Annotated in this window: 18 protein-coding genes; 10 read left to right on the top strand and 8 right to left on the bottom strand. The window is 55.4% G+C overall.

Annotated elements, in window-relative coordinates; translation table 11 throughout:
* Positions 1–32 precede the first annotated feature (32 nt).
* The 7 genes from WHS46_03220 to WHS46_03190 all read left to right on the top strand — a co-directional run bounded on the left by WHS46_03220 (position 33) and on the right by WHS46_03190 (position 10,719).
* Entirely contained in the window at positions 33–881 is an 849-nt protein-coding gene (locus WHS46_03220; GenBank protein MEJ5347683.1) for a sugar phosphate isomerase/epimerase, read from the top strand.
* 31 nt (positions 882–912) lie between these two features.
* Positions 913–1,911: a TRAP transporter substrate-binding protein gene (locus WHS46_03215; protein ID MEJ5347682.1), complete on the top strand. Its 999-nt coding sequence runs from the start codon at positions 913–915 to the stop codon at positions 1,909–1,911.
* A 15-nt stretch (positions 1,912–1,926) separates the two neighbouring features.
* Positions 1,927–2,394, top strand: coding sequence for a TRAP transporter small permease (locus WHS46_03210; GenBank protein MEJ5347681.1), 468 nt, complete (start codon positions 1,927–1,929; stop codon positions 2,392–2,394).
* A 245-nt stretch (positions 2,395–2,639) separates the two neighbouring features.
* Complete coding sequence (locus tag WHS46_03205) at positions 2,640–3,920, top strand: TRAP transporter large permease (protein ID MEJ5347680.1); 1,281 nt, start codon at positions 2,640–2,642, stop codon at positions 3,918–3,920.
* Positions 3,921–4,388: 468 nt separating this feature from the next.
* Positions 4,389–6,479, top strand: a complete 2,091-nt coding sequence (locus tag WHS46_03200) for a PAS domain-containing sensor histidine kinase (protein MEJ5347679.1) — start codon at positions 4,389–4,391, stop codon at positions 6,477–6,479.
* Entirely contained in the window at positions 6,480–6,878 is a 399-nt protein-coding gene (locus WHS46_03195) for a response regulator (GenBank protein MEJ5347678.1), read from the top strand.
* 211 nt (positions 6,879–7,089) lie between these two features.
* Positions 7,090–10,719: an FAD-dependent oxidoreductase gene (locus tag WHS46_03190; protein MEJ5347677.1), complete on the top strand. Its 3,630-nt coding sequence runs from the start codon at positions 7,090–7,092 to the stop codon at positions 10,717–10,719.
* A 311-nt stretch (positions 10,720–11,030) separates the two neighbouring features.
* On the opposite strand, the gene WHS46_03185 is transcribed toward WHS46_03190, so the two are convergent.
* The 3 genes from WHS46_03185 to WHS46_03175 all read right to left on the bottom strand — a co-directional run bounded on the left by WHS46_03185 (position 11,031) and on the right by WHS46_03175 (position 17,049).
* A complete protein-coding gene (locus tag WHS46_03185) occupies positions 11,031–12,428 on the bottom strand; it encodes an efflux transporter outer membrane subunit (GenBank protein ID MEJ5347676.1) in 1,398 nt (465 codons plus the stop codon).
* 266 nt (positions 12,429–12,694) lie between these two features.
* On the bottom strand, positions 12,695–15,823 hold the full coding sequence (locus WHS46_03180; GenBank protein ID MEJ5347675.1) for a multidrug efflux RND transporter permease subunit: 3,129 nt from the start codon (positions 15,821–15,823) through the stop codon (positions 12,695–12,697).
* A 5-nt stretch (positions 15,824–15,828) separates the two neighbouring features.
* Positions 15,829–17,049, bottom strand: a complete 1,221-nt coding sequence (locus tag WHS46_03175; GenBank protein MEJ5347674.1) for an efflux RND transporter periplasmic adaptor subunit — start codon at positions 17,047–17,049, stop codon at positions 15,829–15,831.
* A 142-nt stretch (positions 17,050–17,191) separates the two neighbouring features.
* On the opposite strand from WHS46_03175, the gene WHS46_03170 reads away from it, so the two are divergent.
* Positions 17,192–17,839 carry a CerR family C-terminal domain-containing protein gene (locus tag WHS46_03170; GenBank protein ID MEJ5347673.1) on the top strand — a complete coding sequence of 216 codons (648 nt, stop codon included), beginning with the start codon at positions 17,192–17,194 and terminating at the stop codon, positions 17,837–17,839.
* Positions 17,840–17,901: 62 nt separating this feature from the next.
* Here WHS46_03170 and WHS46_03165 read toward each other — a convergent pair whose 3' ends face one another.
* Entirely contained in the window at positions 17,902–18,651 is a 750-nt protein-coding gene (locus WHS46_03165; protein ID MEJ5347672.1) for an MBL fold metallo-hydrolase, read from the bottom strand.
* Positions 18,652–18,684: 33 nt separating this feature from the next.
* On the opposite strand from WHS46_03165, the gene WHS46_03160 reads away from it, so the two are divergent.
* Together WHS46_03160 and WHS46_03155 are read left to right on the top strand one after the other, a co-directional pair.
* Positions 18,685–18,867: a hypothetical protein gene (locus tag WHS46_03160; protein MEJ5347671.1), complete on the top strand. Its 183-nt coding sequence runs from the start codon at positions 18,685–18,687 to the stop codon at positions 18,865–18,867.
* Entirely contained in the window at positions 18,864–20,036 is a 1,173-nt protein-coding gene (locus WHS46_03155) for an NADH:flavin oxidoreductase (GenBank protein MEJ5347670.1), read from the top strand. The genes WHS46_03160 and WHS46_03155 overlap by 4 nt, the downstream gene beginning before the upstream one ends.
* 99 nt (positions 20,037–20,135) lie before the next feature.
* Here the strand turns inward: WHS46_03155 and WHS46_03150 are convergent, their stop codons facing one another.
* From WHS46_03150 to WHS46_03135, 4 genes are read right to left on the bottom strand one after another with little or no spacing between them, the layout of a single operon-like run.
* The gene (locus tag WHS46_03150; GenBank protein MEJ5347669.1) at positions 20,136–22,292 is read right to left on the bottom strand and encodes a tetrathionate reductase family octaheme c-type cytochrome; all 2,157 of its coding nucleotides are present in this window, start codon (positions 22,290–22,292) and stop codon (positions 20,136–20,138) included.
* Entirely contained in the window at positions 22,289–23,545 is a 1,257-nt protein-coding gene (gene hybB, locus WHS46_03145) for a Ni/Fe-hydrogenase cytochrome b subunit (protein ID MEJ5347668.1), read from the bottom strand. Before hybB ends, WHS46_03150 begins: the two co-directional genes overlap by 4 nt.
* On the bottom strand, positions 23,542–24,459 hold the full coding sequence (locus WHS46_03140; protein ID MEJ5347667.1) for a 4Fe-4S dicluster domain-containing protein: 918 nt from the start codon (positions 24,457–24,459) through the stop codon (positions 23,542–23,544). The genes hybB and WHS46_03140 overlap by 4 nt, the downstream gene beginning before the upstream one ends.
* On the bottom strand, positions 24,456–24,905 hold the full coding sequence (locus tag WHS46_03135; GenBank protein ID MEJ5347666.1) for a universal stress protein: 450 nt from the start codon (positions 24,903–24,905) through the stop codon (positions 24,456–24,458). Before WHS46_03135 ends, WHS46_03140 begins: the two co-directional genes overlap by 4 nt.
* Positions 24,906–25,096 lie beyond the last annotated feature (191 nt).

The raw sequence follows: 25,096 nt of genomic DNA, 5'->3' as shown, positions 1-25,096 counted from the left end.
CTCTTTAGAATCAGATGAGGGCGAGGATAACCATGAAATTTGCCTACAGTACGCTTTCCTTTCGATTGAAAAACCTTAAAGAATCCGTAGATGCAATAGCCAAAGCGGGTTTTCGTCGGGTGGAGCTTTTGGCCGACCGACCGCAACTGTTTCCCGAGGATTTCGGAGCGGCCCAAATGTCGGCGCTGCAACAATGCTTGGCGGAGAAAAACGTCAAGCTGGTCAACCTCAACGCTTCTCGAGTAACCGCCCTAGGGGATGGAGCCCATCCAGGTTGGCTTGAGGAAGACTGGAAGGAACGAGAATTGCGCATTCGTTACACCTTGGATTGTTTGCGAGTGGCGGCCGCTTTAGGTGTCGGTACGGTATCCACCAACGGGGGCGGGCCCATACCGGAATCCATGAATAAAATGGAAGCCTGGCGCCTTTTTGTGGCCAACATGCATCGAGTCACCCCCTTGGCTAAAAAGCTCAACGTGCGTTTGTGCGTTCAGCCTGACCCGGATCAACTCATTCGCACGGCCGATCAGGTTCTGGAACTCATGGACGAGGTTGGAGAGCCGTTGGCATTGGCTGTGGATTATGATCCTGTGCATGCTCTGGTGGTCGGAGAAGATCCCTGCGAGACCTTTCAAAAGCTTAAAAACTTTGTGGCCTTTGTGCGCCTTTCGGATATGCAGTGTCCGGATGCCCATCGCCATGTGCAGCTCGGCGAAGGCCAGTTTCCCTTGCTGCCTTTTCTGAGATGTCTTGAAGAATGCCAATATCAAGGGGACGTGATCATTTCCGTGCGCTGCGAGGATCGGTCCCCGGAAGAAGTGGTGACGGCAAGCCGAGATTATCTCATGCGAAACGGCTATGCCTTTGATCAAGGTTCTTAACGCTTAACGCTTCGGCACAAGGAGGTGCACCATGATGGGAAAGAGGGCAGGTGTGACGGCGTTCTTTGTGGCGGTATTTTGTTTAACAGCCGTTTGCCAAGTTTGGGCGGGCGGTGTGATCAAGCTGGGCGTAGTCACCAAACCTGGGTCGGCTCAGAATGTATGCGCAGAAAAATTCAAAGAGCTCCTGGAGTCTCGGTCCGATTTCGAAGTCAAGATTTTTCACAGCGCCTCCTTGGGTACGGAAACGGAAATCTTGCAGCAGATTCAAATGAATTCCGTTCAGATGGGCGTTATCACTTCCGGCCCTTTTGATGTCTTTGTGCCTGAGGCGCGAGTGATCGATTATCCGTTTCTTTTTGCCAACAGCCGGGAAGCCGACCTGGTTCTGGACGGTCCCGCCGGCCAGGCTCTCCTGAAGGCTCTGGAAAGAGCCCGTTTCAAAGGAATCGCTTTTTCTGAAAACGGTTTTCGGCATCTTACCAACAACGTACGACCCGTCCATCGAGTGGATGATGTCAAGGGTCTTAAGATTCGTGTGATGGAATCCATCCTGCACAAGGAGCTGTGGCGAGTTCTTGGGGCCAACCCCACCCCCATGGGGTGGCCCATTTACACGGAGCTTCAGCAAGGAACCATAGACGCCCAGGAAAACCCTCTCTGGGTTATATGGAATTACAAGATCTTCGAAGTGCAAAAATACATGAGCCTCACAGGGCACGTTTATTCGGCCCACATCGATGTGGCCAATTTGGAATGGTTTAACGGTCTTTCCCCTAAGGACCAGGAGATGATCGTTCAGACCATGAAGGAGGCGGCGGCTTATCAGAGGCAATGGAATCGAGACAACGAAGCAGACTTCCTGGCCAAAGTCAAAGCCGCAGGCATGGTGGTGGACGAATCCCCCGATTTGGAATCGTTTCGAGCCAAGGCATCGGTGCTTAAGGATCTAGAGATCTACAAGGATCCCAAGGTTCAGAACATGCTGCAGGTTTTTCTGGATGCGGTTGCCGAGGTGCGCGGAAAATAGGGGGTTTCAAGGGCCATGGGGTGGCTGCATCGCTTGAGCTTCGGACTCAACCGGGGAGTGGAAGTTACCATCGGTGTGCTGGCCATGCTTATGGCCCTGGTCACCGGTCTTCAGGTATTTTTCCGGTACGTGCTGAACCATTCATTGTTTTGGTCAGAGGAATTGGGAAGAATTCTGCTGGTATGGATCACCTTTCTGGGAGCGACCGCTGCCTATCGAAGAAAAGCTCATGTGGGGATCGATGTCATGGTGCGGCGTCTTGCCCCTAAGTCCCAAGGGGTGTTGGAACGCCTGCTGCTTGTCGTGTCGAGCCTGTTTTTCTTGGTCCTTATCGTTTTCGGGTGCCAATTTATACGCTTCATCGCCAGCCAGAGAACGCCCGCTTTGGGCCTTCCCATGGGCCTCCCTTATACGGTGATCCCCTTAAGCGGCCTGATTTTTCTTGTGCATACCGCCAGCCTAGGTTTGGAACATAAAAAATAACCCTAGCGGCGGCCGGATGTGTCCGTCCACCAACCATTCGTTGTGGCGGCCCCATGGATTCGCCAACCAACCGTGGGGGCGGACCTATTTGTCCGCCCCAAAACCAATCTCCTGTTGGCGCGGACCGACTTGTCCACCCGCCAACCATCTGTTTGCGCGGCCACATGGATTCGCCCGCCGATCTTTTGTAGGAGCGGACCCATGTGTTCGCCCATGAATCCATCATCCCTATCTGGAGCCAAACCATGTTACCGATGGTGCTCTTTGTGACTCTCATGCTTTTGTTTTTGGCCAATATGCCCATAGCTTTGGCCATCGGCGTGGCTTCCCTGACCGCTCTATGGCTTCACGGTGATCTACCTCTCATGATGGTGATTCAAAGACTCTACGCGGGAGTGGACTCCTTTCCGCTCATGGCCGTGCCACTCTTCATGTGTGCCGGGGCGCTCATGGAAGCCGGAGGCATTTCGAGGCGGGTGGTGCAACTTGCAGAATCCATCGTGGGATGGCTTCCCGGAGGTCTTGCCGCTGTTGCCGTCGTTTCCGCCATGTTTTTTGCCGGCATTTCAGGTTCGGCCGCCGCCGATACGGCCGCGGTAGGCACGATTCTTATCCCGTCCATGATTCGTCGAGGCTACGATAAAGGGTTTGCGGCGGCAGTCCAAGCAGCCGGCGGATCCATCGGTGTGGTGATTCCGCCGAGTATTCCCATGATCATTTTTGGGTTTCTCACGGGAGCCTCCATTGGAAAGCTCTTTGCTGCAGGTATCTTGCCCGGCATTCTCATGGGTGTAAGTCTTATCCTGGTTTCCACGATTCTTTCCTGGAAAAACCGATACAGCACGGTGGTGGCGTTTTCCTGGCGACGATTGGTGACATCCATATGGGACGCCAAATGGGCTATGGGGGCGCCCGTGGTGATTCTGGGCGGCATTCTCAGCGGTGTTTTTACCGCGACGGAATCGGCGGCGGCGGCAACTTTTTACGCGCTGCTTGTCGGTCTTTGGGTGCATCGAGAACTTCGCTGGAAAGACCTTCCGGAACTCTTCATTCGATCGGCCGTCACGGCCAGTCTTGTTTTGTTTATCATCGCCACGGCTTCCATCTTCAGCTGGTTCATGGCCATTGAAGACATTCCGGCTCGACTGGCACGAGGACTCCTTTCCGTGACCATGCACCCCACGGCGCTTCTCATGATCTTGAACGGCATTCTTCTTTTGGCGGGAACCTTTGTGGAAACCACCGCCTCCCTTATTCTGCTCGTACCCGTAATTCTTCCCCTGATACCAACGCTGGGCCTGGACATCGTGCAATTGGGAGCGATCGTGGTGGTGAACCTGGCCATCGGTATGCTGACGCCGCCCCTGGGGATTTGTCTGGTGGTTTCCTGTACCCTTGCTCAATGCCGTATGGAAAGAGTCGTCGCCCGTATCGGCCCCTTTCTTTTGGTCCTTTTGGTTGACCTGGTGCTTATCTCCCTGTGGTCGCCGCTCACCATGTGGCTGCCTTCAATCCTGCAGCGGTAGAGAAAAAGAAGAGGTTTTTGAATACCAGGGAAGGATTCTTAGAAATGGAACCGGCACATCGCGGCATATTTTCAAGAGCCGATCCCTATGGGGTGCGTCCGAGTGCGACCCCATATTCCGGGCGGACACATCGGCCCGCCCTTATGATCGTGTTCTGGGGCTGACACATCAGTCCGCTTTTACAGGGCGTTTTGTCCCACGAGGGCGTAATGTCCTGGCCGTTTTTTTCAGCGGACACCAGGACCGTCCTAAGAATGCGCTTTGACAAAAGGGTAGGGTCCGTTCCAGGATGTTGAGCATGGACGGGACCCGCCCCGTGTGGAGCTTAATGTGTGTTCGCCGGGGGGTTCCTTGCAAAAGGGGTGTGACAAGGCGGCTTGCTCGTGATAGATTAAACATACTGATCCGTCCTGCAGTGCATCGAGAGGCTGAAGCGAGACGCGAACCCCCTCTGCGGAACGGGTGCCCATGGAGTTTCTCGAACGACTGAAGTTCAAAACGACCATTAGCGTGGTTTCGCTCACCATGATCTTCTCTGTGGCCCTTGCCGCCTGGGTGGGAATCCGCATGTCCATCCTGCCTGCCATTGAAGAGCAGGCGGAAGATCAATTACAGGCCCTAGGGGAAAGTCTGCAGCGATGGATGGAGACCGCACCAAGCCGCGCCAAGTTCGAGGAATTGGGAGCACGACTCTATGAGCAGCTTTCCTTTTATCCAGGTTTTCGTTCCCTGCGGCTGGAAGACGCTCGAGGAAAGACATTGTTCTTTTCCGGGGAATCTCAAAAAGAGACGAGCGGCCACGCGGAGGTTCGGCGCCGCGTTAACGGCATGGAACTGACACGGTCGAAAGGCAAGGGGGATCCTTGGTATGAGCTTGTGTTTCAAACGGCTCGGCCAGGACTCGAAACCCCCATGGTGGTGCGCACGGGTTTTCAATATCCCATCCTGAAGCCTTTGCGCGAACGTCTTCTTCAAACCCTTTTTCTCATCACGGCCCTCATTCTGACTGCCGGGTACTTTATCAGCCGCTGGTTTACAGCCCGAATCACACGCCCTGTCCAACGTCTTTCGGAAATGACCCAGCTCTTGGCACAAGGCCGGATGCAGGACGTTCTGAAAACCGTGGATGTCAGCCCTTTATGCCGCCCGGCATCGACAGGGGGCACCTGGGACCGAGAGGTGCCGGCGCCCGGTATGTGCCCGTATCTCAGTCAATCGGATGTCCAAAATCTTTTCCCATGGTGTCGCGGTACCGAAAAAGTTCAGTTGACCGCACATCCATTGTGCTCTCAATGCCACGTCCCCTCAAAAGTGGGAGAAAATGAACTCATTCGGCTTCTCTACAGCTTTCACTTTATGGCCAATGAGATTCGCTCCTACCAGGAACGACTCAAGAAACGCTATGAGTTCGAAGAACGCCTTTTGGCGGCGTGTCCCGACGGTATTGTGGCCAACGATGCCACAGGTCGCGTCATTTTGTTTAATTCAGGCGCCGAACGGCTCTTGGGCTACAAAGCCGCCGAAGTGCTCTATCGACTCGACGTTCGCGACCTTTATCCTCAGGGGGAAGCATCGGCTATCAAAAAAGCCTTGCAAAGCGCTGAATACGGTGGCCCTGGCGTGTTGGTCAATTACAATACCACGGTCCGGACCAAAGACGGGCGAATGCTGCCGGTTCGGCTTTCGGCCACGATGCTTGCTGAAGATGGAGATTCTTATTCCATTGTGGGTTTCTTTCACGACCTTAGCGAGTTAAAAGCCCACATGGACGCTCTGGTGCAAACCAACGAGAATCTCAACGCCGCCAATCTTCAACTGGAACGTCTTAACCGTTACTATTTGGAAATGCTCAGTTTTGTCACCCATGAATTGAAATCCCCCATCGCCAACGGATACATGAGCGCTAATGCGTTGAGGCAGGAAATCTTCGGGCCTTTGACGGACGATCAAAAAAGAATGGTGGAGGCCATTTGCAACAATTTGGATCAGTCCATGGAGATGATTCGGCATTATCTGGACCTTTCTCGAATCGAAAAAGATGAATTGCCGGTACGTCCTCGAAAGGTGAATCTCTTCAACCAGGTGATCGCTCCAGTCCTTTCAGCCCTGGATCCCAGCATTCAGGAAAAGGGATTGCGCGTGGAAGTGGATGTTCCCAAGGATCTTGTCTGGACCCTGGATCCGGAACTCTTTCGGGGTGTCATGACCAATCTTTTGGGCAACGCCGTCAAGTACGGAGAACCTCAGGGAAGAATTCTTCTCAACGCAGTTGTCACATCCCAAGGGCGTCTGCGCCTCAAAGTATGGAACTCGGGACCCGGAATTTCCGAAGAAGATCAGACTAGATTATTTCGTAAGTTCCAGAGGTTGTCGTCTGCTCGGCGGTCGGCCACTCGAGGCACAGGTCTTGGGCTCTTTATCACTAAGATCGTGGTAGAACGGCATGGAGGCACCATTTGGGTGGAGAGCGCTCCAGGGAAAGGGGTTGCTTTTCTTTTGGAAGTGCCACCGGGGCTGGAGGCACAGGCTGAGTCGCTGTCGGAAGGGGAGGATGATTGAATGAGCGGAAAACGTATAGTGATCATTGATGATGATCCAAGTTTCTTGGAGATCACGGGGGCCATTCTCCGCCGGTTCGGCTATGAGGTTATGACGGCGAGCAACACGCAAGACGGCCTTCGGCTCATTGAAGAAGAACAACCCGATCTGCTGGTGCTGGATATCATGATGGCGACCGTGGACGAAGGTCTACGTTTCGCGGTGAAGCTGAGACAGAGCGAGGCCTTGCGCAAGCTTCCCATCATCATCGTCTCGGCGCAGCCGGAATCGGAAAAGGGGTACACACGAACCGTTGACGAGGATTTAGATTGGATCGCCGCCGACATTTTCATGGAAAAGCCGGTGGACCCGCAAGCACTACGCCACAACATTGAACTGCTTCTTAAACGAGAACAATAACCAAAGGTACCGCAACGGTATCGATTCGGCACCGTGGTTGATCCTGATCCCGATCACGCGCTCGTTGGCTTTCCTTAAGCTGCCTTGCCTTCGCTTTCCGCCTCGCAATCTGTAGGCCGGTCAATGTGGCGGGTGCCGTCTCGGTGACCGGAATATTCCTGAACAAAGAAGAGTCAGTAAAGATGATTCCACTGGGCTGCGGAGGACTTCTATGGCGAAGACGGTGACGGTCACATTGGATGGAAGAACGGTGCAGGCTCAGGAAGGCAGCACCATTTTGGACGTGGCCAGACGCGAAGGGGTTTATATTCCGACACTGTGTTACACACACCTGTTGCGTCCTTTGGAAAACTGCCGGCTGTGCGTTGTGGCCGTAGAAGGGGAAAAGCAGTTCAAGGCGGCCTGCAGCACCCCCGTGCGAGACGGCATGATCATTCGCACTTCCGGCCAGGATCTGGCCCAAACACGAAAACTCCTTCTCGAACTACTCCTGGACACTCACTACGGCGACTGTGTGGCTCCCTGTTCAGTCACCTGCCCGGCCAACGTGGATATTCAAGGCTACCTCGCGCTCCTTCGCCATGGGGAATATCTGGAAGCCGTGCGGCTTATCAAGGAAAAGATCCCCATGCCGGCCACGATCGGCCGTGTCTGCCCGCATCCGTGTGAGGGGGCATGCCGACGGCATCTGGTGGATGAACCTGTCAATATCAATCATTGCAAACGATTTCTGGCAGATTTTGAAATGAAGTCCGGAGTGCGGATACTTCCCCAGGTGCCTGCGGAAACCGGGCATCATGTGGCGGTGGTGGGAGGTGGCCCGGCGGGGTTGAGCGCCGCCTATTACTTGAGGGCTCTCGGACATGGCGTGACCATATTCGAAGCCCGAGAAAAACTTGGGGGTATGCTGCGCTACGGGATTCCTGAATACCGGCTTCCCAAGAAAATCCTGGACTGGGAAATCGAGGGGATTTTGAGCCTGGGGGTTAAGGTGCGCACGGGGGTCATGTGGGGTCGGGATTTCACCCTGGATGATTTGAAAAAGGAGGGGTTTGGGGCCATCTTTCTCGCCATCGGCGCCTGGGCCAGCCGTAAGCTGGGTATCGTCGGGGAAGAACTGGAAGGCGTGGAAAGCGGCGTCGATTTCTTGGAAAATATCGCCGCCGGACGACCGGTGAAAGTGGGTCGGCGCGTCGTGGTCATCGGGGGCGGCAACGTGGCCATTGATGCGGCTCGGTCCGCTTTACGCCTGGGTGCGGAAAAAGTCACCATCCTTTACCGTCGATCCCGAAAAGAAATGCCCGCAAGTCACGAAGAAATCGAAGCCGCGGAAGCGGAAGGCGTGGAAATACATCTTCTGGCCGCTCCTACACGGGTTTTGGGCGAAAACGGCCATGTGCGTCAGTTGGAATTCATTCGCATGGAATTGGGAGAACCCGACGCCAGCGGTCGTCGGCGACCGGTACCCGTGGAAGGATCGGAAACCCTTTTGGACGTAGACCAGGTCATCAGTGCCATCGGCCAATATCCGGTGGTGCTGACCCCGGACCAAGACCCCGGCATGGAAAAGATCCCCATCACCCGGTGGAGCACCATCGGCGGGGATCCTCGAAGTATGCACACGGGGGCGGAAATGATCTTCGTCGGGGGCGACTTGTTCCGAGGCCCCATGACCGTGGTGGCCGCTTTGGCAGACGGCCGCAAAGCCGCCTACTCACTGAACCGGTTTTTCCAAGCGGGTCGTGTGGAACCCGAACCCTTGCATTTCAACATCAGCAAGGGCGACCTTGCGCACATCGACAAGGAGCCTTTCGGGGTCTACAAGGTCATTCCTCGGGAACGCATGCCTGAAGTGGAAGTTTCTCGAAGGCTTAAAAACTTCATGGAAGTGGAATTGGGCTTTGATGAGGCTCAGGCCAAAAGGGAAGCGGAACGTTGCCTGGTGTGCGGCTGCAGTGCGGCGTTCGACTGCCGCCTGAGGGACCTGATGAACGAATTTCAGGTGGATTGGCGCGAACAACCCAGCAAAAAGATCCATTTTCAAAGGGTCGCCGCCATCGACACGCATCCCCTCATTGCCTTGGACCCCAACAAATGCATCCGCTGTGAACGTTGCTACGTGGCTTGTCAGACCTTCCAATGCAGCGACGCCATTGATTTCAAGGACTGGCCCAAGTTTAACGCCAAATGCGTCTCCTGCGGCCTTTGTGTCGACCTGTGCCCCACAGGAGCTCTCATGGAACGGCGCCAGGGGCGTCCGGTGGAACGATTGGATTGGCAATCCGTTCCCAGCCATTGTGTCCACTGCGGCTATGGATGCGAACTGGAGCTCAAGGTCAAAGGAGAACGGCTCGTATGGATCGCCGATGGGCGAGACACCCTTCCCAATCGGGCTTCCACCTGTTCCAAAGGAAGGTTCCGTTCTTACGACGACCATTGGCGCGGCCAAAGAGCCACTCAGCCCATGGTGCGCGAAAACGGGGAGCTCAAAGAAACTTCATGGGGAAAAGCTGTGGAAGCCGCCTTGCAAGGACTTCGAGCCGTGGCGCAAAAACACGGCCAGGAATCCATCGGTGCCCTGGGATCCCCTCGGCTGACCTGTGAAGGACTCTACCTTCTGCAAAAATGGATGCGCACACGTTTCGGCACCCCCTTTGTGGACACCCTGGGCCGAAAGACGGCCGAAGCCGTTTTGCGACACGCTCTGATTCCCAAAGGTGGATCCCCTCTGGTGCCTTCCATGGCCGAACTGGCTCATGCGCAGGCCATTCTTTACGTGGGGGAGCGCTTGGAAGAAACAAACCCGGTGACGGTGACTTCCATTCGTCGAGCCGTTCGGAGTGGTCATGTCCCTTTGTGGGGCATGGGCCGACTGTCGGAATCCCTTCGACCGATGGCTGCCCTTTCCTACGCGGCCGAAGTGAAAAGATGGCCGGATCTTCTGTCATGCCTGACCCTGCAGTTTGCGGAAAAAAGTGGAGAAAAGGCCTTGGAATACCTCAAGGACCTTTGGGGCTCGCAACCGCTTGAGGCCGTCAAAAAGCTGTCCTTGGAAACCTTTGAAAGGAATGCTCTGGAAAGTTTGGTTCATGGCATGAGCGCGGTGGGCGGTGTGGCTGTGGTGCTGGATCTCGCGGCACTGGAACAGCTCAGTGAGCCGGAAATTGATCGAGCCGTGCAAGCCGTGACGGCGCTTGTTTCGGTCATGAAAAAACAGGTTCGAAAAAATGGGACGGGACTCTTCCTGGCGGCTCCCTATGCCAATGCGGTGGGAGCGTGCTTTGTGGGCATGAGTCCCAAGACGCTTCCGGGCTGCATATCGTTTGATCGTGAATCGGATGTGGCAAAGCTTCGAACCTTATGGGATGACACACCCCTTCCTCAAGGACCTGGCATCGGTGTCATGGAAGCCTTGCAAAAAGGGGAGATTCGAGCCCTGTTCCTTCAGGACAGCGCGCTCCTTGGAGAAGTTTCGGCACAGGATCTGGAAGCCTTAAGCCGATTGGAATTCCTCGTGGTTCAGGAAAACACACTGGGACCCGCTACCGCGTGGGCTCACGTGGTGCTCCCGACAGCCGCTTTTGGCGAACAGGAAGGTATTGTCATCAACCAGGAAGGCCGTCTTCTGACCCTTCAAAAGGCGCTCGGCCGACATGGGGAAAGCCTACCAGACTGGGACGGCATCAGTCGCCTTATGGCGGCCGATGGCGCTCCATTTCCAAAAAACCTGGACGCGGTTTATCAGGAATGGGCGAAACTCTTTTTGGGAGGCGTCGTGTCCGATTGGCACGCTGCGGCCGTCGAAAAGAAACGCTTGGGGGACCTTCTGGCAGGAGCTTAGGAGCACCCCAAAATTTCCAGTCATTCGTTCTTGGCAAGGTGGTTTTAAGGGGGCAAGGGCACGGCGCACCGTGCCCCTACAAGCTTTTCGAAAACTCGCCATCTCAAGCTCTCTCATGCCGTTTCATGTTCGGGGCGAGACGCCGCCTTGCCCCTACAGGCTCCAGACCTGTGGTTGTGTCCTTTTTTGGGGCGCGGGCTTTCGGACCGCTCATTGCGAGGCCGGGACACCCGCCCTCGATGAGGTTCGAAAACGCATGTTCCGTGGAAAAAGCGCTTTCAGGCAGGGTTTTCTGGACGGAAAATTTCCGGTTAATCGGTTTCGGATTGAAAGGGCTGAGGTTGCCAGCCGCCTCCTAGAGCCTTGTAGAGCCGAATCAGGCCGGCGGTGACCGCCCCGCGGCTTTGCGCCCGTTCATCTTGAAAATTCTGCAAAGTACGCTGCGCGTCCAGGACATCGGTAAAATCTACCAGGCCAGCCTGATAGCGGTCTCTGGCTCGATATTCCGCCTTTTCAGCAGCTGCGACGGCTTTTTCCAGTTGTTCCAGGCGCCTTTGTTCCTGAGCAAAGGCGACCAAAGCGTTTTCCACTTCTTCCAGGGCCTTCAAAAGAAGCGATTCATAGCGCAACAGTGCCTGTTCCTGTTGGGCCGATCGAATTTCAATATTCTGACGGATCTTTCCGGCATCAAAGACGCGCCATTGCACGGAGGGACCCACAGCCCAGAAGCGGCTCGCCCATTCCAAGAGATCTCCCGCTTTTAAGGATTCCAAACCAATGGTTCCTAAAAGGCGAAGCTTGGGGTAAAGCTCCGCCGTCGCCTGCCCGATACGGGCTGTGGCGGCTGCCAAATCCCGTTCGGCTTGCCGAATATCGGGGCGGTTTCGAAGGGCTTCGGCGGGAATACCTATGGCCACGCGAGGTGGTACGGCCGGAACAGGGCGGCGTTCTCGCAAAACCTCTTCCAGCACTCCCGGTTCATGGCCCGTGAGAACGGCCAGTCGATTCTTGGCGGCTTCCAGACCTGCTTCCAGGGGCGCGAGGGCCGCGCGTGTATGTTCCAGATTGTAGAGGGACTGCTGCACGGGAAGTTCATCGATCAGGCCGGCTTCATAGCGGGAAAGATTCAAAGCGTAGGTTTCTTCCTGCACGGCGATGTTTCGACGCGTCAGATCCAATCGATCCTGAAAGGTGCGAAGTTCCACATAGGCTAAAGCCGTTTCGGCCATGAGGCTTGCCCGCACGGCATCGTGGGCTGCTTGAGCCGCTTGCCAGTCGGCGACGGCTGCTTCCACGGCTCTTCGCGTACCCCCGAACAAGTCCAATTCCCATCCTGCATCAAAACCAGCCTGATAAAATCCCGTTTCCACAGCGCGACCCGTAGTGCCATGAGCACTGGTGCGACGTCGTGAAGTTTCCGCTGCGGCATCGAGGGTGGGAAACAGCCCGGCTTTTTGAACCCCGAGGACCGCTCGAGCTTCCCGCACACGAGCGACGGCGATCTTAAGGTCCCGATTGGCCTTGAGCACTTGACTTTCCAGGTCGGTCAGAATCGGGTCTTCCAAGGCTGTCCACCAACGGGCCAAAAGGTCGGCATTGGGCGTTGCGGCATCCCAGGGCCCGTTCTCCTGCGCGTGCCAGCGTTCCGAGACATGGATTTGTGGGGCGGTGTATTGAGGACCTACGGGTGCGCAAGCCCACGCCGTCATCCAAACCCAAAAGATCAGTCCGAGGAGGCTGCCCGAGAACTTAGAACAAATCATTCCGGCCCAAGGCGCAGGGGGACGGCTCGTCCTGCCGCTACGGCCCAAAACCTCTGTTTTCCTGAAAGCTCGGGCCTCCGGCCTTCCATTTGTACAGGCATAGACGGGCGCGCTCCCAGGCGAATGATCTCGACTCGGACAGCATCCTGAAATTTTGCTTGCAGACCCGGTTCCACAACACTTCATCGAGTCTTTCGCCTCCATGAAGCTCCTTAATGTTCGCCACGAAGCTTTTCGCGCCATGCCCGCCCTTTTTCTCGAGCCGTCTGGAAGACATAAAAAAGGTATGGAATAAGAAAAATGCCGAAGACCGTGCACACCAACATGCCTGAAAAAACCGTGGTGCCGATGGCTCGGCGGCTGCCCGCTCCGGCCCCTGTGGCAATCACCATCGGAGCCACGCCGAGGATAAAGGTAAAAGCCGTCATAAGCACGGGACGAAACCGAATGCCGGCCGCTGCCAGGGCCGCTTCGGAAATGGACAACCCTTGGGCCCGGCTGTCTCGAGCAAATTCCACAATAAGAATGGCGTTCTTGGCGGAAAGCCCGACCAAGAGCACCAGGCCGATCTGGGCGTAGATACTCAAAGGCATCCCCAGCAGGGTCAAACCGGCCATGGCTCCCAAAGCCGCCACAGGCACGTAGAAGATGATGGCCAACGGAATATTCCAGCTTTCGTATTGGCCGACCAGAAACAGGTAACCAAAAAGGACCGCCAGCAAGAAAAGCCAAACCACCTGACCCGAAGCTTGTTTTTCCTGGAAAGACACCGAAGACCATTCAAAACCGTAACCTGAAGGCAGCACCTTGGCCGCCAATCGTTCCATGGCGTCCATGGCCTGACCTGAAGCATAACCCGGAGCGGCTTGGCCGCTGAAATCCGCACTGGGAAACTGATTGTAACGTTTGATGAGCTGAGGACCGAGCACCGTGGACACAGTGGCGAGGCTGGTCAAGGGGACCAGATGCCCTGTTTCACTGCGCACATAGAGCCTTTGAATGTCGGAAAGATCGTCGCGGTACGGGGCTTCGGCCTGAACCTTGACCTGGTAGGTGCGATCCCGAAGATTGAAGTCGTTGACATAGGACGATCCAAGATGAGCTTGAAGTGTGGAGAAAATGCGGCTCACGGGCACCTTCATGTATTCGGCGCGTGTGCGGTCCACGTGAAGAAAAATCTGGGGAGTGTTGGCCGTGTAGGTGGTGAAAACTCGGGACAAGGCGGGATCCTGATTGGCCGCCATCATAAGCGTCATGGCCACGCCGAAAAGTTCCTGGGGGCTTTGGCCTTCTTTGGCTAAAAGTCTGAAATCGAAACCGCTTGTGGTGCCCAATCCGATGATGGCCGGGGGCGCGAAAGCAAAGGAGTTGGCTTCGGGAATGGAAGCAAGACGCCCCTGAGCCTGTCTGACAATGGAGTCCACGTGCAGTCTGGCCCCGGGCCTTTCATCCCAAGGCTTGAGGATGGCAATGCCGAACCCTACGTTGGCGGCTCGCCCGCTCAAAAGACTGAAACCGCTGACCCCAATGACGTCTTTCACCCCCTCCAAGGAACGAATCTCACCCGTGATACGTTTCATCACTTCATAGGTGCGTCCCAAGGACGCTCCCTCCGGAAGCTGAGTGTTGAAAAAGAAATAACCTTGATCTTCTTCAGGAAGAAAACTGGTGGGGCTTCTTTGAAACAGGAACCCGCTGCCGAGAAGCACCAGGGCCAGAAAGAGGGCACCAAGAACAGCTTTTCGTAGAAGCAGGTTCGATCCTGCCACGTAGCCACGACGTGCTTTCGCCAGGAATTTATTGAACCACGCGAAAGGACCTCGTTGAGGCGGCCGATGTGCTCGAAGCATGGTGGCACACATGGCCGGACTCAGGGTCAGGGCACAGAGTGTGGAAATGAGCACCGAGGTACAGATGGTCACGGCAAACTGCTTGTAAAGTTGCCCGGTAATGCCGGGCATAAATCCCACCGGGACAAAAATGGCCAGCAGAACCAAAGTCGTGGCGATGATGGGCCCGGTCACCTGCTCCATGCTTCTGAGAGCCGCTTCCTTTGGTGAAAGTTTTTCTTCGGCCATAAGGCGATAGACGTTTTCTACCACCACAATGGCATCATCGACCACAAGCCCGATGGCCATGATGAGGGCAAAGAGGGAAATGGTGTTGGCGTTGTAGCCGAGAGCGAAAAGCACAGCAAAGGTTCCGATCAAGGACACGGGAATGGTCACCGTGGGCACCAGGGTCGCCCTCCAGTCCTGAAGGAAGACGTAGTTTACCAAAAGGACCAGAAGAAACGTCAGCAGTAGAGTCCATTCGATCTCGTGAATGGCCGCAGAAACATACCGAGTGGTGTCCAAAATGATTTCGTAGGCCATATCTTCCGGCATGGATCGGGACAAGCGCTGAAGTTCCTCGCGCACAGCCTGCATGGTTTCCAAAGCGTTGGCACCTGTAGCGCGGTACACGGCCAGAGTGGCGGCAGGTTTTCCATTAAGCATGGATTCGGTGGAATAATCCTTGGCGGCCAATTCCACACGGGCAATATCGCCAAGGCGCACCACCCCCCCTTGTTCATTTCCACGGATGACGATGTTTTTGAACTCTTCAGGCTTTTCAAGCCGACCCTTGGCTCGAATAGTAAACTGCACCTGCTGGTCCCGTCCGACGGGTTCGCGGCCGATGGAACCTACGGCGGCCTGAATGTTTTGACGCCTCACGGCAGCAATGACGTCATCGGCGGTCAATCCCATGGCCGTGAGCCGGTCCGGACGCATCCAGATACGAATGCTGTATTCTTTTTCTCCAAAAATAAAGACGTCGCTCACCCCCGGAAGACGCACCAAAGCGTCCTTGACGATGTTGCTCATGTAATTGCTCAGAGAAAGCATCGTCTGGGTGCCGTTCGGTGAATAAAAACTTACAGCCGCCATAATGTCCGATGAACGACGCCGTACCGTGATTCCTTGGGCCACCACCTCGGAAGGCAGCTTTGGAAGGGCCAACTGCACCCGGTTCTGCAGGTTGACTTGGTCGATGTCGGGATTGGTTCCTACCGCAAAAGTCACCGACAACTGGTAAGTGCCGTCGTCGGAACAGGTGGAAGACATGTAAAGCATGTCTTCCACACCGTTGACTTCCTTTTCAATGGGAGCGGCCACCGTCTGGGAAATCACTTCGGCTCCGGCTCCAGGATAGGACGCAGTGACAAAGATTTCCGGCGGCGTGATTTGAGGGTATTGAGCCACAGGAATATTGAACAAGGCGATAAGCCCGCCGATGGTGATGACGATGGACACGACCGCCGCCAGGCGCGGTCGTTCGATAAAAATGCGGGAAAACATGACCGCTACCTCCCCGGCTCGATCAAGACTTGAGGCTGCACCGTCTGGCCGGGCCGCACCTTCTGCAGACCCTGCACGATGACCCTTTCGCCCTCCGTCAGGCCAGAAGTCACCGCCCATTCGGTGCCCACGGTCGGTCCGAGGGTGATATGGCGTGCCACCACCTGATTGGCATCATCCACGGTCAAGACATAATGGCCCTTTTGATCTACAAGGACCGCCGATTGCGAGACCACGGGCAGAGGCTGAGGATCCCGAGCTTGTATCAACACGGTGACGTACTGGCCGGGAATAAGTGTCCCCTCGGGATTGGGAAACACCGCCCGTACCGCAATGGTTCCGGTGAAAGGATCTATCTGATTGTCCACAAACTGCACGTTCCCTGAAAACCCATAAATGGTCCCGTTCGAAAGTCGCAAGGACGGCGACAAAACCCGATCTTTTTTGCCTGAAGATGCTTCCCGCAAAGCCGCTTGTACCGCCGTTATGTCGTTTTCACTGACCCCATAGACCACACGGATGGGATCTTCCTGCACGAGCCGAGCAAGAACCCCTGATCCGGGTTCCACCACGTTGCCGACCGTGTAGGCCGTGCGACCGATACGCCCGGCTATGGGGGCCCTCACCACCGTGTAAGCCAAGTTGATCTGATCGATAGCCAGTTGAGCTTTAGCCGCCTGAAGGCGCGCCGCTGCTTCGGCTCGAGCCGCCTCTGCACTGTCCATCTCGGTGGCGGGAACACTCTCGGACCGGGCCGCCTGAAGCCTTTTGAGGTAGCGATCGGCACGTTCAAGGGCGGCTTCGGCCTCAGCCACCCGAGCCATGGAGGCTTCCACACGGGCCTTGTAAAGATCCTGTTCGATGACGTAAAGCACATCCCCGGAACGCACACGAGCCCCTTCCCGGAACCGTACCTCCTGAAGGAATCCTTCCACTCGAGCCCGAATGTCCACAGCCTGAATGGCTTCCACATGACCCACGTATTCCGTCACAGGGCTCACATCTTTCACCCGAACCGGCACCACGCCTACAGGCACAGGCTTATCCCCGCCCGGCCCTGACGGCGCCGCGCCAGCAGGCGCCGGGCCGGCCCATCCAAGAAAAGCCGCCACCAAGAAAGCCATTGCCCATCCGGCCTTGCCAAACCGCTCCAAAAAACCCGTCACGGACCGAAACATCCAGAAACACCACCATCGGTGGTCCCATGACCTCCTGTCCCCCTTCATGAACCCTCCCCCAACTAGAAAGGATTGACAAATCCAAACATCTAATTCAAATTACCGTTTGAATTTTTCATTTAAGGGCCTGGGTTTGAAAAGTCAATGATTCTTTGGAAGGGATTCTTGACATCCCGAAGGCTGGAAAGGCATGGCTTCTCGACGTAACGGGTTGGCTACACGCGAGCGGCTTTTAAACGCCGCCTGTGAGGTCTTTGCCGAAAAAGGGTATCATGGAGCACGTCTTGCGGACATTTGTCGTCGCGCGAAGGCCAACATCGCGGCGGTGAATTATCATTTCGGCGACAAGGCTTCCCTCTATGTGGAAACATGGAAGCATGCTTTTCAAAAGGACCTGGAAAAGGGGCCGCTCGTTTCCAATGATTTGCCGCCTCGGGAGCGTTTTGCGCAGCTCATACGGTATCTTTTGCTTTCCTTCGTCAAAAAGAGTCGCCACGGGCAGTTTACCCGTCTTTATTTTCAGGAACTGGCCAATCCCACGGGGCTTATTCGAGACGCCTTGCAAAAACTGATGGAACCCCGCCGAATGTTCGTTTTGAAGCTCCTTTCGGAACTCAGCGGGCTGGAACCGAATGATGAAAGGCTTCTTTTCTGCGAACTGAGCATTATCAATCAGTGTCGAGCCGTCTTTACGGTACGGCGGGAAGATTTGGAATATCTTTTGGGCCGGCCTCTTTCCGATGAACTCATTGACCGCTTGGCCGACCACATTACTCGGTTTTCTTTAGGAGGCTTACAGGCCGTCGCCCAGACCTCGAGTCCGGGAAACACGCCTTAAACTTTTTTCTTCAGGGTGGCGAGCGGCTTAAACGGTTTTCCCGGTCGCGCAGCTGCGGCCGCTCATTTTTCGATGGGGAGCACGATGACTGGAACGGAGGCTTTTTCTTTAAACCGTCCGGCATCTTCCAGGGTTCCGATGCCTTCCCCTACGTGCATGGGCACGGCGACCTTGGGGCCGATGCTGGAGGCCGCCAGCACTGCTTCTTCAGCCGTCATGACATAGGTGCCGCTGACCGGAAGCAGGGCCACATCCGGACTCAGACCCTCCATTTCGGGAATGGGGTCGGTATCCCCAGCATGGTAGATACGGAGACCGTCCACCGTGATGAGGAACCCCACATGGCCGGCTTCCCTGGGGTGATAGGGCACACCCGGGCTGCGAAATTTGTTAAGGTTGTATGCTGGAAGGGTTCGTAAACTCAGCCCTTGAACCACCAGCTCATCACCGGGCTTGACGATTCGAATGTCTCCGGAAAATTTCGCTGCCGCCGTCGCGACGGTCACAATGACCGTTTCGGGTTTTCGAATCTTGTCAACGTCGGCAGGGGAGGCATGATCCGCATGTTCATGGGTGATAAGAATCAAATCGGCCAAAGGGCCTCCTTTGATACGATAGGGATCGATGTAGATGACCTTATCTTTTCCATCGATGCGAAAGCCGGCATGCCCCAGCCAGTGAATCTTAGCGACGAGAGACTGGAGTTTCTCCGGCTCGGTCCCGCCGAATCCCGAGGTTGGAAGCAGGCCCTCGACGATGCAAAGGAGTGTGCTCAGGACCAAAATCCGCAAGAAAAGATGGTTCCAACGCATTCTCATCCCTCCTGGTCAAGGTGCCTTACGGCCATGCAGCCCACCGAATCTTCCGTGAAGCGCATGGACCCTGCACGCGATTTCTTGGCTTACCCATTGGAACGATATGTGCTTGTATCGGTCCCAGGTGCCGCCCGTCAAGCCGGCTTTTCTGCGTCGAACCCGACGCTGAGAGCCCTTTCTCAATACCAGTCCAGCCAAGGAGGTGTTCCATGACCAAGTATGCTAAGCTTTTTTCGCCTTTTGCTTTAAACGGCCTGACTCTGACGAACCGGATTACCATGGCGCCGTTTTTTACCGGATACGCCCACGGCGATGGGACCGTAAGCCCGCTGATTTTGGATCATTACAGGGAGATGAGCCGGTCAGGGGCGGCGATGATCGTGGTGGAAAACATCGGAGTGCATGCAACAGGTTTGGGCAGCCCTTTCATGCTCCGGGCCGACGATGACCGATTCCTTTTCGGTCTGGAAAAGCTCGCTCGAGTCATTAAGGAGGAAGGCGCCATAGCGGCCGCTCAGATCAACCATGCCGGCCGTTTTGCCTACACGTCCGAACGCCTGGCTCCTTCTCCTTTTCAAACAGGTCAAGTGATTCCCAAAGAAATGGACGCCACGGATTTGGAAACCATCCGCAGTGCCTATGCTGCCGCAGCTCGCCGACTTCAAAACGCCGGTTTCGATCTCGTGGAAATTCATGGAGGCACGGGATACCTTCTGGTGCAGTTTCTATCGCCTCGCACCAATCAGCGAAGGGACAATTACGGAGGATCCCTGGAAAACCGCATGCGCTATCCCTTGGAAGTGGTGGACGCGGTTCGGCATGCCGTCGGACCCGATTATCCTGTAGGCTATAGGTTCCTTGCCGATGAATGTCTTCCGGACGGTCTTCACATGGACGAGACGGTTATCTATGCTCAGGAACTGAAAAAGCGGCGGGTTGCCTACCTTTCCGTGATGGCCGGAACCTACGACTCCTTTTTCCTACCCGATTACCTGGCTCGAGAAAAACAACAAGGCTATATGGTAACCTTTGCAGCCGGCATCAAAAAAGCCGTAGGGGCTATGCCTGTGATCACCGCCGGAAGGATTCAGGACCCGATCACAGCCGAAACCATTCTCAACGAAGGAAAGGCGGACCTCATAGGGCTGGCCCGGGTTCTTTTTGCCGACCCTCTATGGCCGAAAAAGGCCAAAGGAGAAGTCCCGGAACCCATGATCCGTTGCGAACCCGCATGTTCTCTGTGCATGAAGCGGGTCATGAAAGGAAAACCTGCCTTTTGTTCCCAATGGTCCAAGGAAAAGCGCGAAGCCTTTCTTGCCCGCTGTAACGAATCGGCCGCCGAAGCCCAAAAGGACATGGAAGAAGGGATCGGCAGCCTGTAAAAGAAGCTTATACATTCTGTTCGAGAAGGCAGCATGAACCGCATCACGCGATACCATTCCACGAAGGGGTGGGGGCACGGCGCGCCGTGCCCTCATAACTTACGGGGTCTTGGGCAGAGCGGGACCTGGGCCCAGGGGGAGTTTCTTGAAACGTCCGCCGTGCACGATAGGATCCCCTTTGTAGCCCAAGGATTGAAACCCGATATAATCCGTCACGTTGAGAAGCTCCAAGGTGTCTCGTCCTGCATAGTAAAGCTGCTGAAAGTCGATTCCTCGATAGGCCAAGGTTTTAAAATCCACGGCGCCGGTGTTTTGATGACATCGTCCGCAGTAAGGTTCCTGCCTCAAACTCTGATGGCATTGCACACAGGAGAGGGCTCGGTCCTTTGGCGTGATTTCATGATTCAAGCCCCAATACATGACCGTATCCACCCACTTGAAGGAACCACTGTAGGTCAGTCCGGCCGCTTTCATACCGTTTTCAAGGGATTTTTGCCAATCTAGGGTCTGCCAATAGCCGCCTTCACCGAAAAGATGCGGTACGGCGATCATGTTTTGTTCAGCATCGGCGGGCTGCCGCCCTCGCATCACCTTAAAAGCGTAGATCTTGGCCTGTGGATCTCTTATGTCGCCTACGGGTTCCGTGAGCTTCACGGTCCCGTTGGGTTCAAACCGATCCCCCAGAATGTAGCGGCGTACTTTCCCATTGTACCAGTAATACTCAGGCTTGGCGCTTTCCTTCCAGACAAATTCTCCCTTCTGCCAAGAATAATCCGGCATCCCGTATTTGTCTTTTTTCGGCTTTCTTTCTTTATCCCCGGCTTTGGACCAATCCCAGGAAACAATGGTCGCTTTGCATTTGGCATAGATGGGGCTGTGGCAAGTGACACACGCTACATGTTCTGTGTGCCGGTTCAGGTGGTGACTCAAAAGGTTGTTTGAATCCGCATGAGGTTGCGCCGTATGGCAGGATTCACAGGAACGACTTCCTTCCACGACGGGTACCGACGTGCTTCGACCGGAAATTTTGTGATCGCGGGTTTTATGACAGTCCACGCATTGAAAGTCCATTCCTCCCATGTGCACGTCACAGTTGCGGCTGGGGTAATACAGAATACTGTTCAAGTCCCCGTGCTTGACCGCGTCGCCTCCGCCTCCGGAAAAATGACAGTCGCCGCAGTTCTTTCGAGTGGGTCGGCCGATGTTTTGGGCGATCTTCAAAAGGTCCAGCTCTTTGTACGGCATGCCGGCGCCTGTGGGGATCTTGGCGTACGTGCCGGTGGCGTCATGGCATACCAAGCAGTCGATGCGGGTTTTATCCGTGAAATCAAAATGAGCGTCCTTCCAGCCGTAGCCGGCATGGCAACTGGTGCATCGCGGCCAGTTGGAAGCCAAGGCGATGCAGAAGTTGTTGACCGTGTTGGTGCCTTTTCCCAGCATCACACTCTTTTCATGACCTTCTGTGTAAGGTGAAGGACCTCGCCACAGCCAGTGGGTGCTCTTCAGCATGTGCTCACCCGCCTTTTCATGGCACCTCAGGCATTCCTTGGTCACATCCCAGGGTTGCGGATTCGCCGGCAATTTCACCAGTGTGGAATGATCCGGAACCTTCTTGGCATGACATTCCGTACATCCCACAGGCCCCTTATCGCGTTCCTTATGGCATCCCATGCATTGTTGATGATAGGCGGCCTTCAGGCCGAGACGGTCCGGCATCTCAGGGTTGAACGCTTTTTGATGGCAGGCGGAACATCGTGTGGTTTCCTTTGCGGCCGAATCCGCCGGTCGATAATGGTGGCAGACGGTGCAATCCCCCACGACGGCTGCGTGCTTCTTGTGCATGAACCGAACGTACCCGAAAAGATCCTCTTCCGTTTTCAGAATCGGGCTCTGTAAAATCATGTAGTCCACGGTGAGATCCGACAACTTGGGAAAAGTGTCGCCAAGACGCTTCTTCCGCTGCACAGGTGTTTCCCGCAAAACGTCTTTGACCAAAGGGACCACTTCATGGGCTCTCTTGAGCGCCTCTTCCAGATCCACAGCACGCCATGGGGTGCCGTCTTCAAAGACGGCTTTGGGAGGTGGCGGAGGCCCTTTGGGAGCTTCGGCGCCGCTCAGTGTTTGAAGGTTTCCAGAAAGGAAAAGGCCACCTAAAAGCAAAAGGCCACCCACGAAGATTCCAAGGCGCCACACTGAGGAAAGAAAACCCCTTTCGCTCGGGGATGTTTTCACGTCCGCCGGTTTCCGTCTTTTCATGACTCAGCCCTCCCTTCCTGCAACAGCGCCCCGTCGCACGCCGTCGTGGTGTGACTATGATTTCGAGGCGTCAAAACGGGAAGATAGGTCACCAGCAGGCGATACAAGAACATGATGGCGGCAATCAGCGCCGTTGTCACAGCCAGTTCGCCTATGGATGGAAAGTATCCTTTTTCGGCGTACGGAGATTGAAAGCCTACCAGGAACACGTTGAGGCGATTCAGCACGACACCGAAGATGATGAGGCAGGCACTGATGAAAAGGCCGCGTCGAGACTTCCGAACGGAAGGCTTGAGCAACAAAAAGAAAGGGAGAAAAACCCCCACAAGCAGTTCAACCAGAAATGAAAAACTCTCGACACGGGCTTCCAAAAGATACCCGGCCGCTCCGCGGACCACGATATCCGCAACTTTCAGAATACCGTACACCCCGAGCAAAATCACCGTGTATCGGCTCAGGGCCGACAGCACTGGGGTTTCATCTTCAATGGGCAAGGAGGCGGAAGCAAGCGCATTTTCAAAGATCACCATGGGAAATCCGACGGCGATGGCGGAAAGCAGGAACAATAGCGGAAGAATGGGTGTGTACCACAAGGGATGCAGTTTGGTGGGAGCGATGAGCATGAGGGATCCCAGGCCGGATTGATGCATGCAGGAAAGGACCACACCCGCCAGAATAAAAACCCACATGACTCGATCCAATGTTCGATCTGCGACCTGAAGAAATTTTTCCACAATCCCGTTAAGGATCGACAAAGGCCCGGGAAGACGCACACGGTCTTTATAGCGTTCCGCAACAATGGGAAGAAATTCGATATAGAGTACATTGGTGTAGAGCACGACACACATGGCCACTTCAAAAAGGACCGAATTTCCCTGCCAATAAATGATGGGATGCCAGATGGCCCAAGACCGCCCGATATCGATCATCAGGGCGATGGGCACAAAGGTATAGCCGAGCATGGCCGTCAGAAGCGCCGGACGCGTGACGGTTTCATAGGCGTGACGCCCGAAAACATGAGCCAAAGCAGCGGTTGTGAATCCTCCCGCCGCCAACGCCACCCCGGTAGCCACGTCAATAGCGACCCAGATGCCCCACGGAGAAGTTTGGCTCAAGTTGGTCACGGCGGCCAGGCCCCCGATGAATCGAGCCAGAATAAAGACAAAGCCTGGAATCATCAAAGCGATCAGGACAAAGACTCCGGGCGTCCATAAAGGAACGGACAAAGGTGCCGCTGCATGTCGACCACTCATGACTGATCCCCCTTGTCATCTGAGATGCGGGACGGCGTTTTCGGCCGCACGCTGTACATGATCGCCCCCAGAAGCCCGTAAAGGGTGAGGGGAGCCCAAAAGTATTTGAAGATGCCGTGTTGAATGGCTTCCGCCGTTTGGGGAATGGGCTTGGAAGGAAGAGTGAGAAAGCCCAGTCTTTCAAAGGGCTCACCACTGATGTACAGCCAGGAGGTCCCCCCGACTTCCGTAGCTCCATAAATGGAGTCGATATACCGGGTGGGGTTTTCTTGAATCCGCTTCTTGGCCAGGTCCAGAAGCACGTTGCGTTTTCCGAAGGTGATGGCTTCCACAGGACAAATGGCAGCACATCCAGGAAGGCCGCCTTCCTGAGAAATCCTTTCAAAGCAGAAGGTGCATTTGCGCACTCGAGGTGTGATCGGGTCGGTGTATTCGTACTGGGGAATTTGGAACGGACAGGCCACCATGCAGTAGCGACATCCGATGCATTTGGAAACATCATAGTGGACCGCGCCGTTGGTCTTTTTGGTGAGCGCCCCCACAATGCATGCGGAAACACAGGCCGGATCCTGGCAGTGCATGCACTGGACCTTGACGAAGGTGGGCACAAGCTGACCTCGGTCATCCCGCCGGCCTGTATGGTAGCGATTGACTACAGTGAAAGCTTCCGGGCTGGGACGACGATGCCTGTCGAAGACCACCAAATCATCAAAGGGAGTCGACGGGGGCGGCAGGTTGTTGACCCTGTTGCAAGCCTGTTCGCACTTTCGACATCCGACACACCTCGTCAAATCCACAAGACACCCGTAGGGGTCGTCAGGAACTTTTCGCGGAGCACCGGCTGCAATGGTCGGAGAGCCCAGCGCCGCTGCGCCTCCTGCGGCCGCCCATTTTAAAAACGCGCGTCGATTCATAACCTCGTCGCCTCCTTCCCATTTTCGAGGCATGGGACAATCAAAACAGGGCATGGGGCCGTCTGGGCCACGGTAAGACCGACCATTCCCAAACGAGAAATACCAGGCCGATTCCCCACCTCGTGGCAGCCTAGCACCACCAAATCCGCCCGTGTTTCCTCGGCCAGTTTCACCACCTCTACAGCGGGATCCGATTCCCAACAGTTGAAACCGTAGTGCGAGACACCTTGAAGAAACCCCTTGCACTCCTCAGCGAACCGCTTCTCAGCCTCTTGAGTCATCTGGACAATCCGTTCATCGGGAGTCTGCGGGTGCATGAGTCGATAATCCAGTGCGTGAAAGATATGAAGACGAGCCCCGTGGACTCTGGCCAAATAAGCCGCCATTTTCAAAGCGGCCATGCCCCCTTTGGAGAAACGAAACGCCACAAGGATTCTCTGAATCACGGCTGGACGCCTCCGGCCGAAGCCTAAACACAGGGAGAGCCTTCGGTCGGCCCTCTCCGGTGTGGATGTTCAGGCAAGACGGGTTCCTCCACATCCCTGTTGAGAACACAAACCTGCGGGAGGACACCGGTATCTGACCAGGGCCCTCCACGGACCGGTTGACGGACTGACTTCGTCAATGTGTGCAGCTT

The organism is Desulfosoma sp., assembly GCA_037481875.1.
In the GTDB taxonomy this organism is placed as follows: Bacteria; Desulfobacterota; Syntrophobacteria; order Syntrophobacterales; family DSM-9756; genus Desulfosoma.
Note: the sequence above shows the minus strand (reverse complement) of the source record. Positions and strands in the feature narration are given on the sequence as shown.

What these genes read in the sequence shown, in the direction of transcription:
- WHS46_03190 (MEJ5347677.1), top strand. Translation starts at nt 7,090, where the DNA reads ATGGCGAAGACGGTGACGGTCACATTGGATGGAAGAACGGTGCAGGCT.
- WHS46_03150 (MEJ5347669.1), bottom strand. Translation starts at nt 22,292, where the DNA reads ATGAAAAGACGGAAACCGGCGGACGTGAAAACATCCCCGAGCGAAAGG.
- WHS46_03175 (MEJ5347674.1), bottom strand. Translation starts at nt 17,049, where the DNA reads ATGAAGGGGGACAGGAGGTCATGGGACCACCGATGGTGGTGTTTCTGG.
- WHS46_03205 (MEJ5347680.1), top strand. Translation starts at nt 2,640, where the DNA reads ATGTTACCGATGGTGCTCTTTGTGACTCTCATGCTTTTGTTTTTGGCC.
- WHS46_03160 (MEJ5347671.1), top strand. Translation starts at nt 18,685, where the DNA reads ATGCAGCCCACCGAATCTTCCGTGAAGCGCATGGACCCTGCACGCGAT.
- WHS46_03215 (MEJ5347682.1), top strand. Translation starts at nt 913, where the DNA reads ATGATGGGAAAGAGGGCAGGTGTGACGGCGTTCTTTGTGGCGGTATTT.
- WHS46_03180 (MEJ5347675.1), bottom strand. Translation starts at nt 15,823, where the DNA reads ATGTTTTCCCGCATTTTTATCGAACGACCGCGCCTGGCGGCGGTCGTG.
- WHS46_03210 (MEJ5347681.1), top strand. Translation starts at nt 1,927, where the DNA reads ATGGGGTGGCTGCATCGCTTGAGCTTCGGACTCAACCGGGGAGTGGAA.
- WHS46_03185 (MEJ5347676.1), bottom strand. Translation starts at nt 12,428, where the DNA reads ATGACGGCGTGGGCTTGCGCACCCGTAGGTCCTCAATACACCGCCCCA.
- WHS46_03195 (MEJ5347678.1), top strand. Translation starts at nt 6,480, where the DNA reads ATGAGCGGAAAACGTATAGTGATCATTGATGATGATCCAAGTTTCTTG.
- WHS46_03155 (MEJ5347670.1), top strand. Translation starts at nt 18,864, where the DNA reads ATGACCAAGTATGCTAAGCTTTTTTCGCCTTTTGCTTTAAACGGCCTG.
- WHS46_03220 (MEJ5347683.1), top strand. Translation starts at nt 33, where the DNA reads ATGAAATTTGCCTACAGTACGCTTTCCTTTCGATTGAAAAACCTTAAA.
- WHS46_03165 (MEJ5347672.1), bottom strand. Translation starts at nt 18,651, where the DNA reads ATGCGTTGGAACCATCTTTTCTTGCGGATTTTGGTCCTGAGCACACTC.
- WHS46_03200 (MEJ5347679.1), top strand. Translation starts at nt 4,389, where the DNA reads ATGGAGTTTCTCGAACGACTGAAGTTCAAAACGACCATTAGCGTGGTT.
- hybB (MEJ5347668.1), bottom strand. Translation starts at nt 23,545, where the DNA reads ATGAGTGGTCGACATGCAGCGGCACCTTTGTCCGTTCCTTTATGGACG.
- WHS46_03140 (MEJ5347667.1), bottom strand. Translation starts at nt 24,459, where the DNA reads ATGAATCGACGCGCGTTTTTAAAATGGGCGGCCGCAGGAGGCGCAGCG.
- WHS46_03170 (MEJ5347673.1), top strand. Translation starts at nt 17,192, where the DNA reads ATGGCTTCTCGACGTAACGGGTTGGCTACACGCGAGCGGCTTTTAAAC.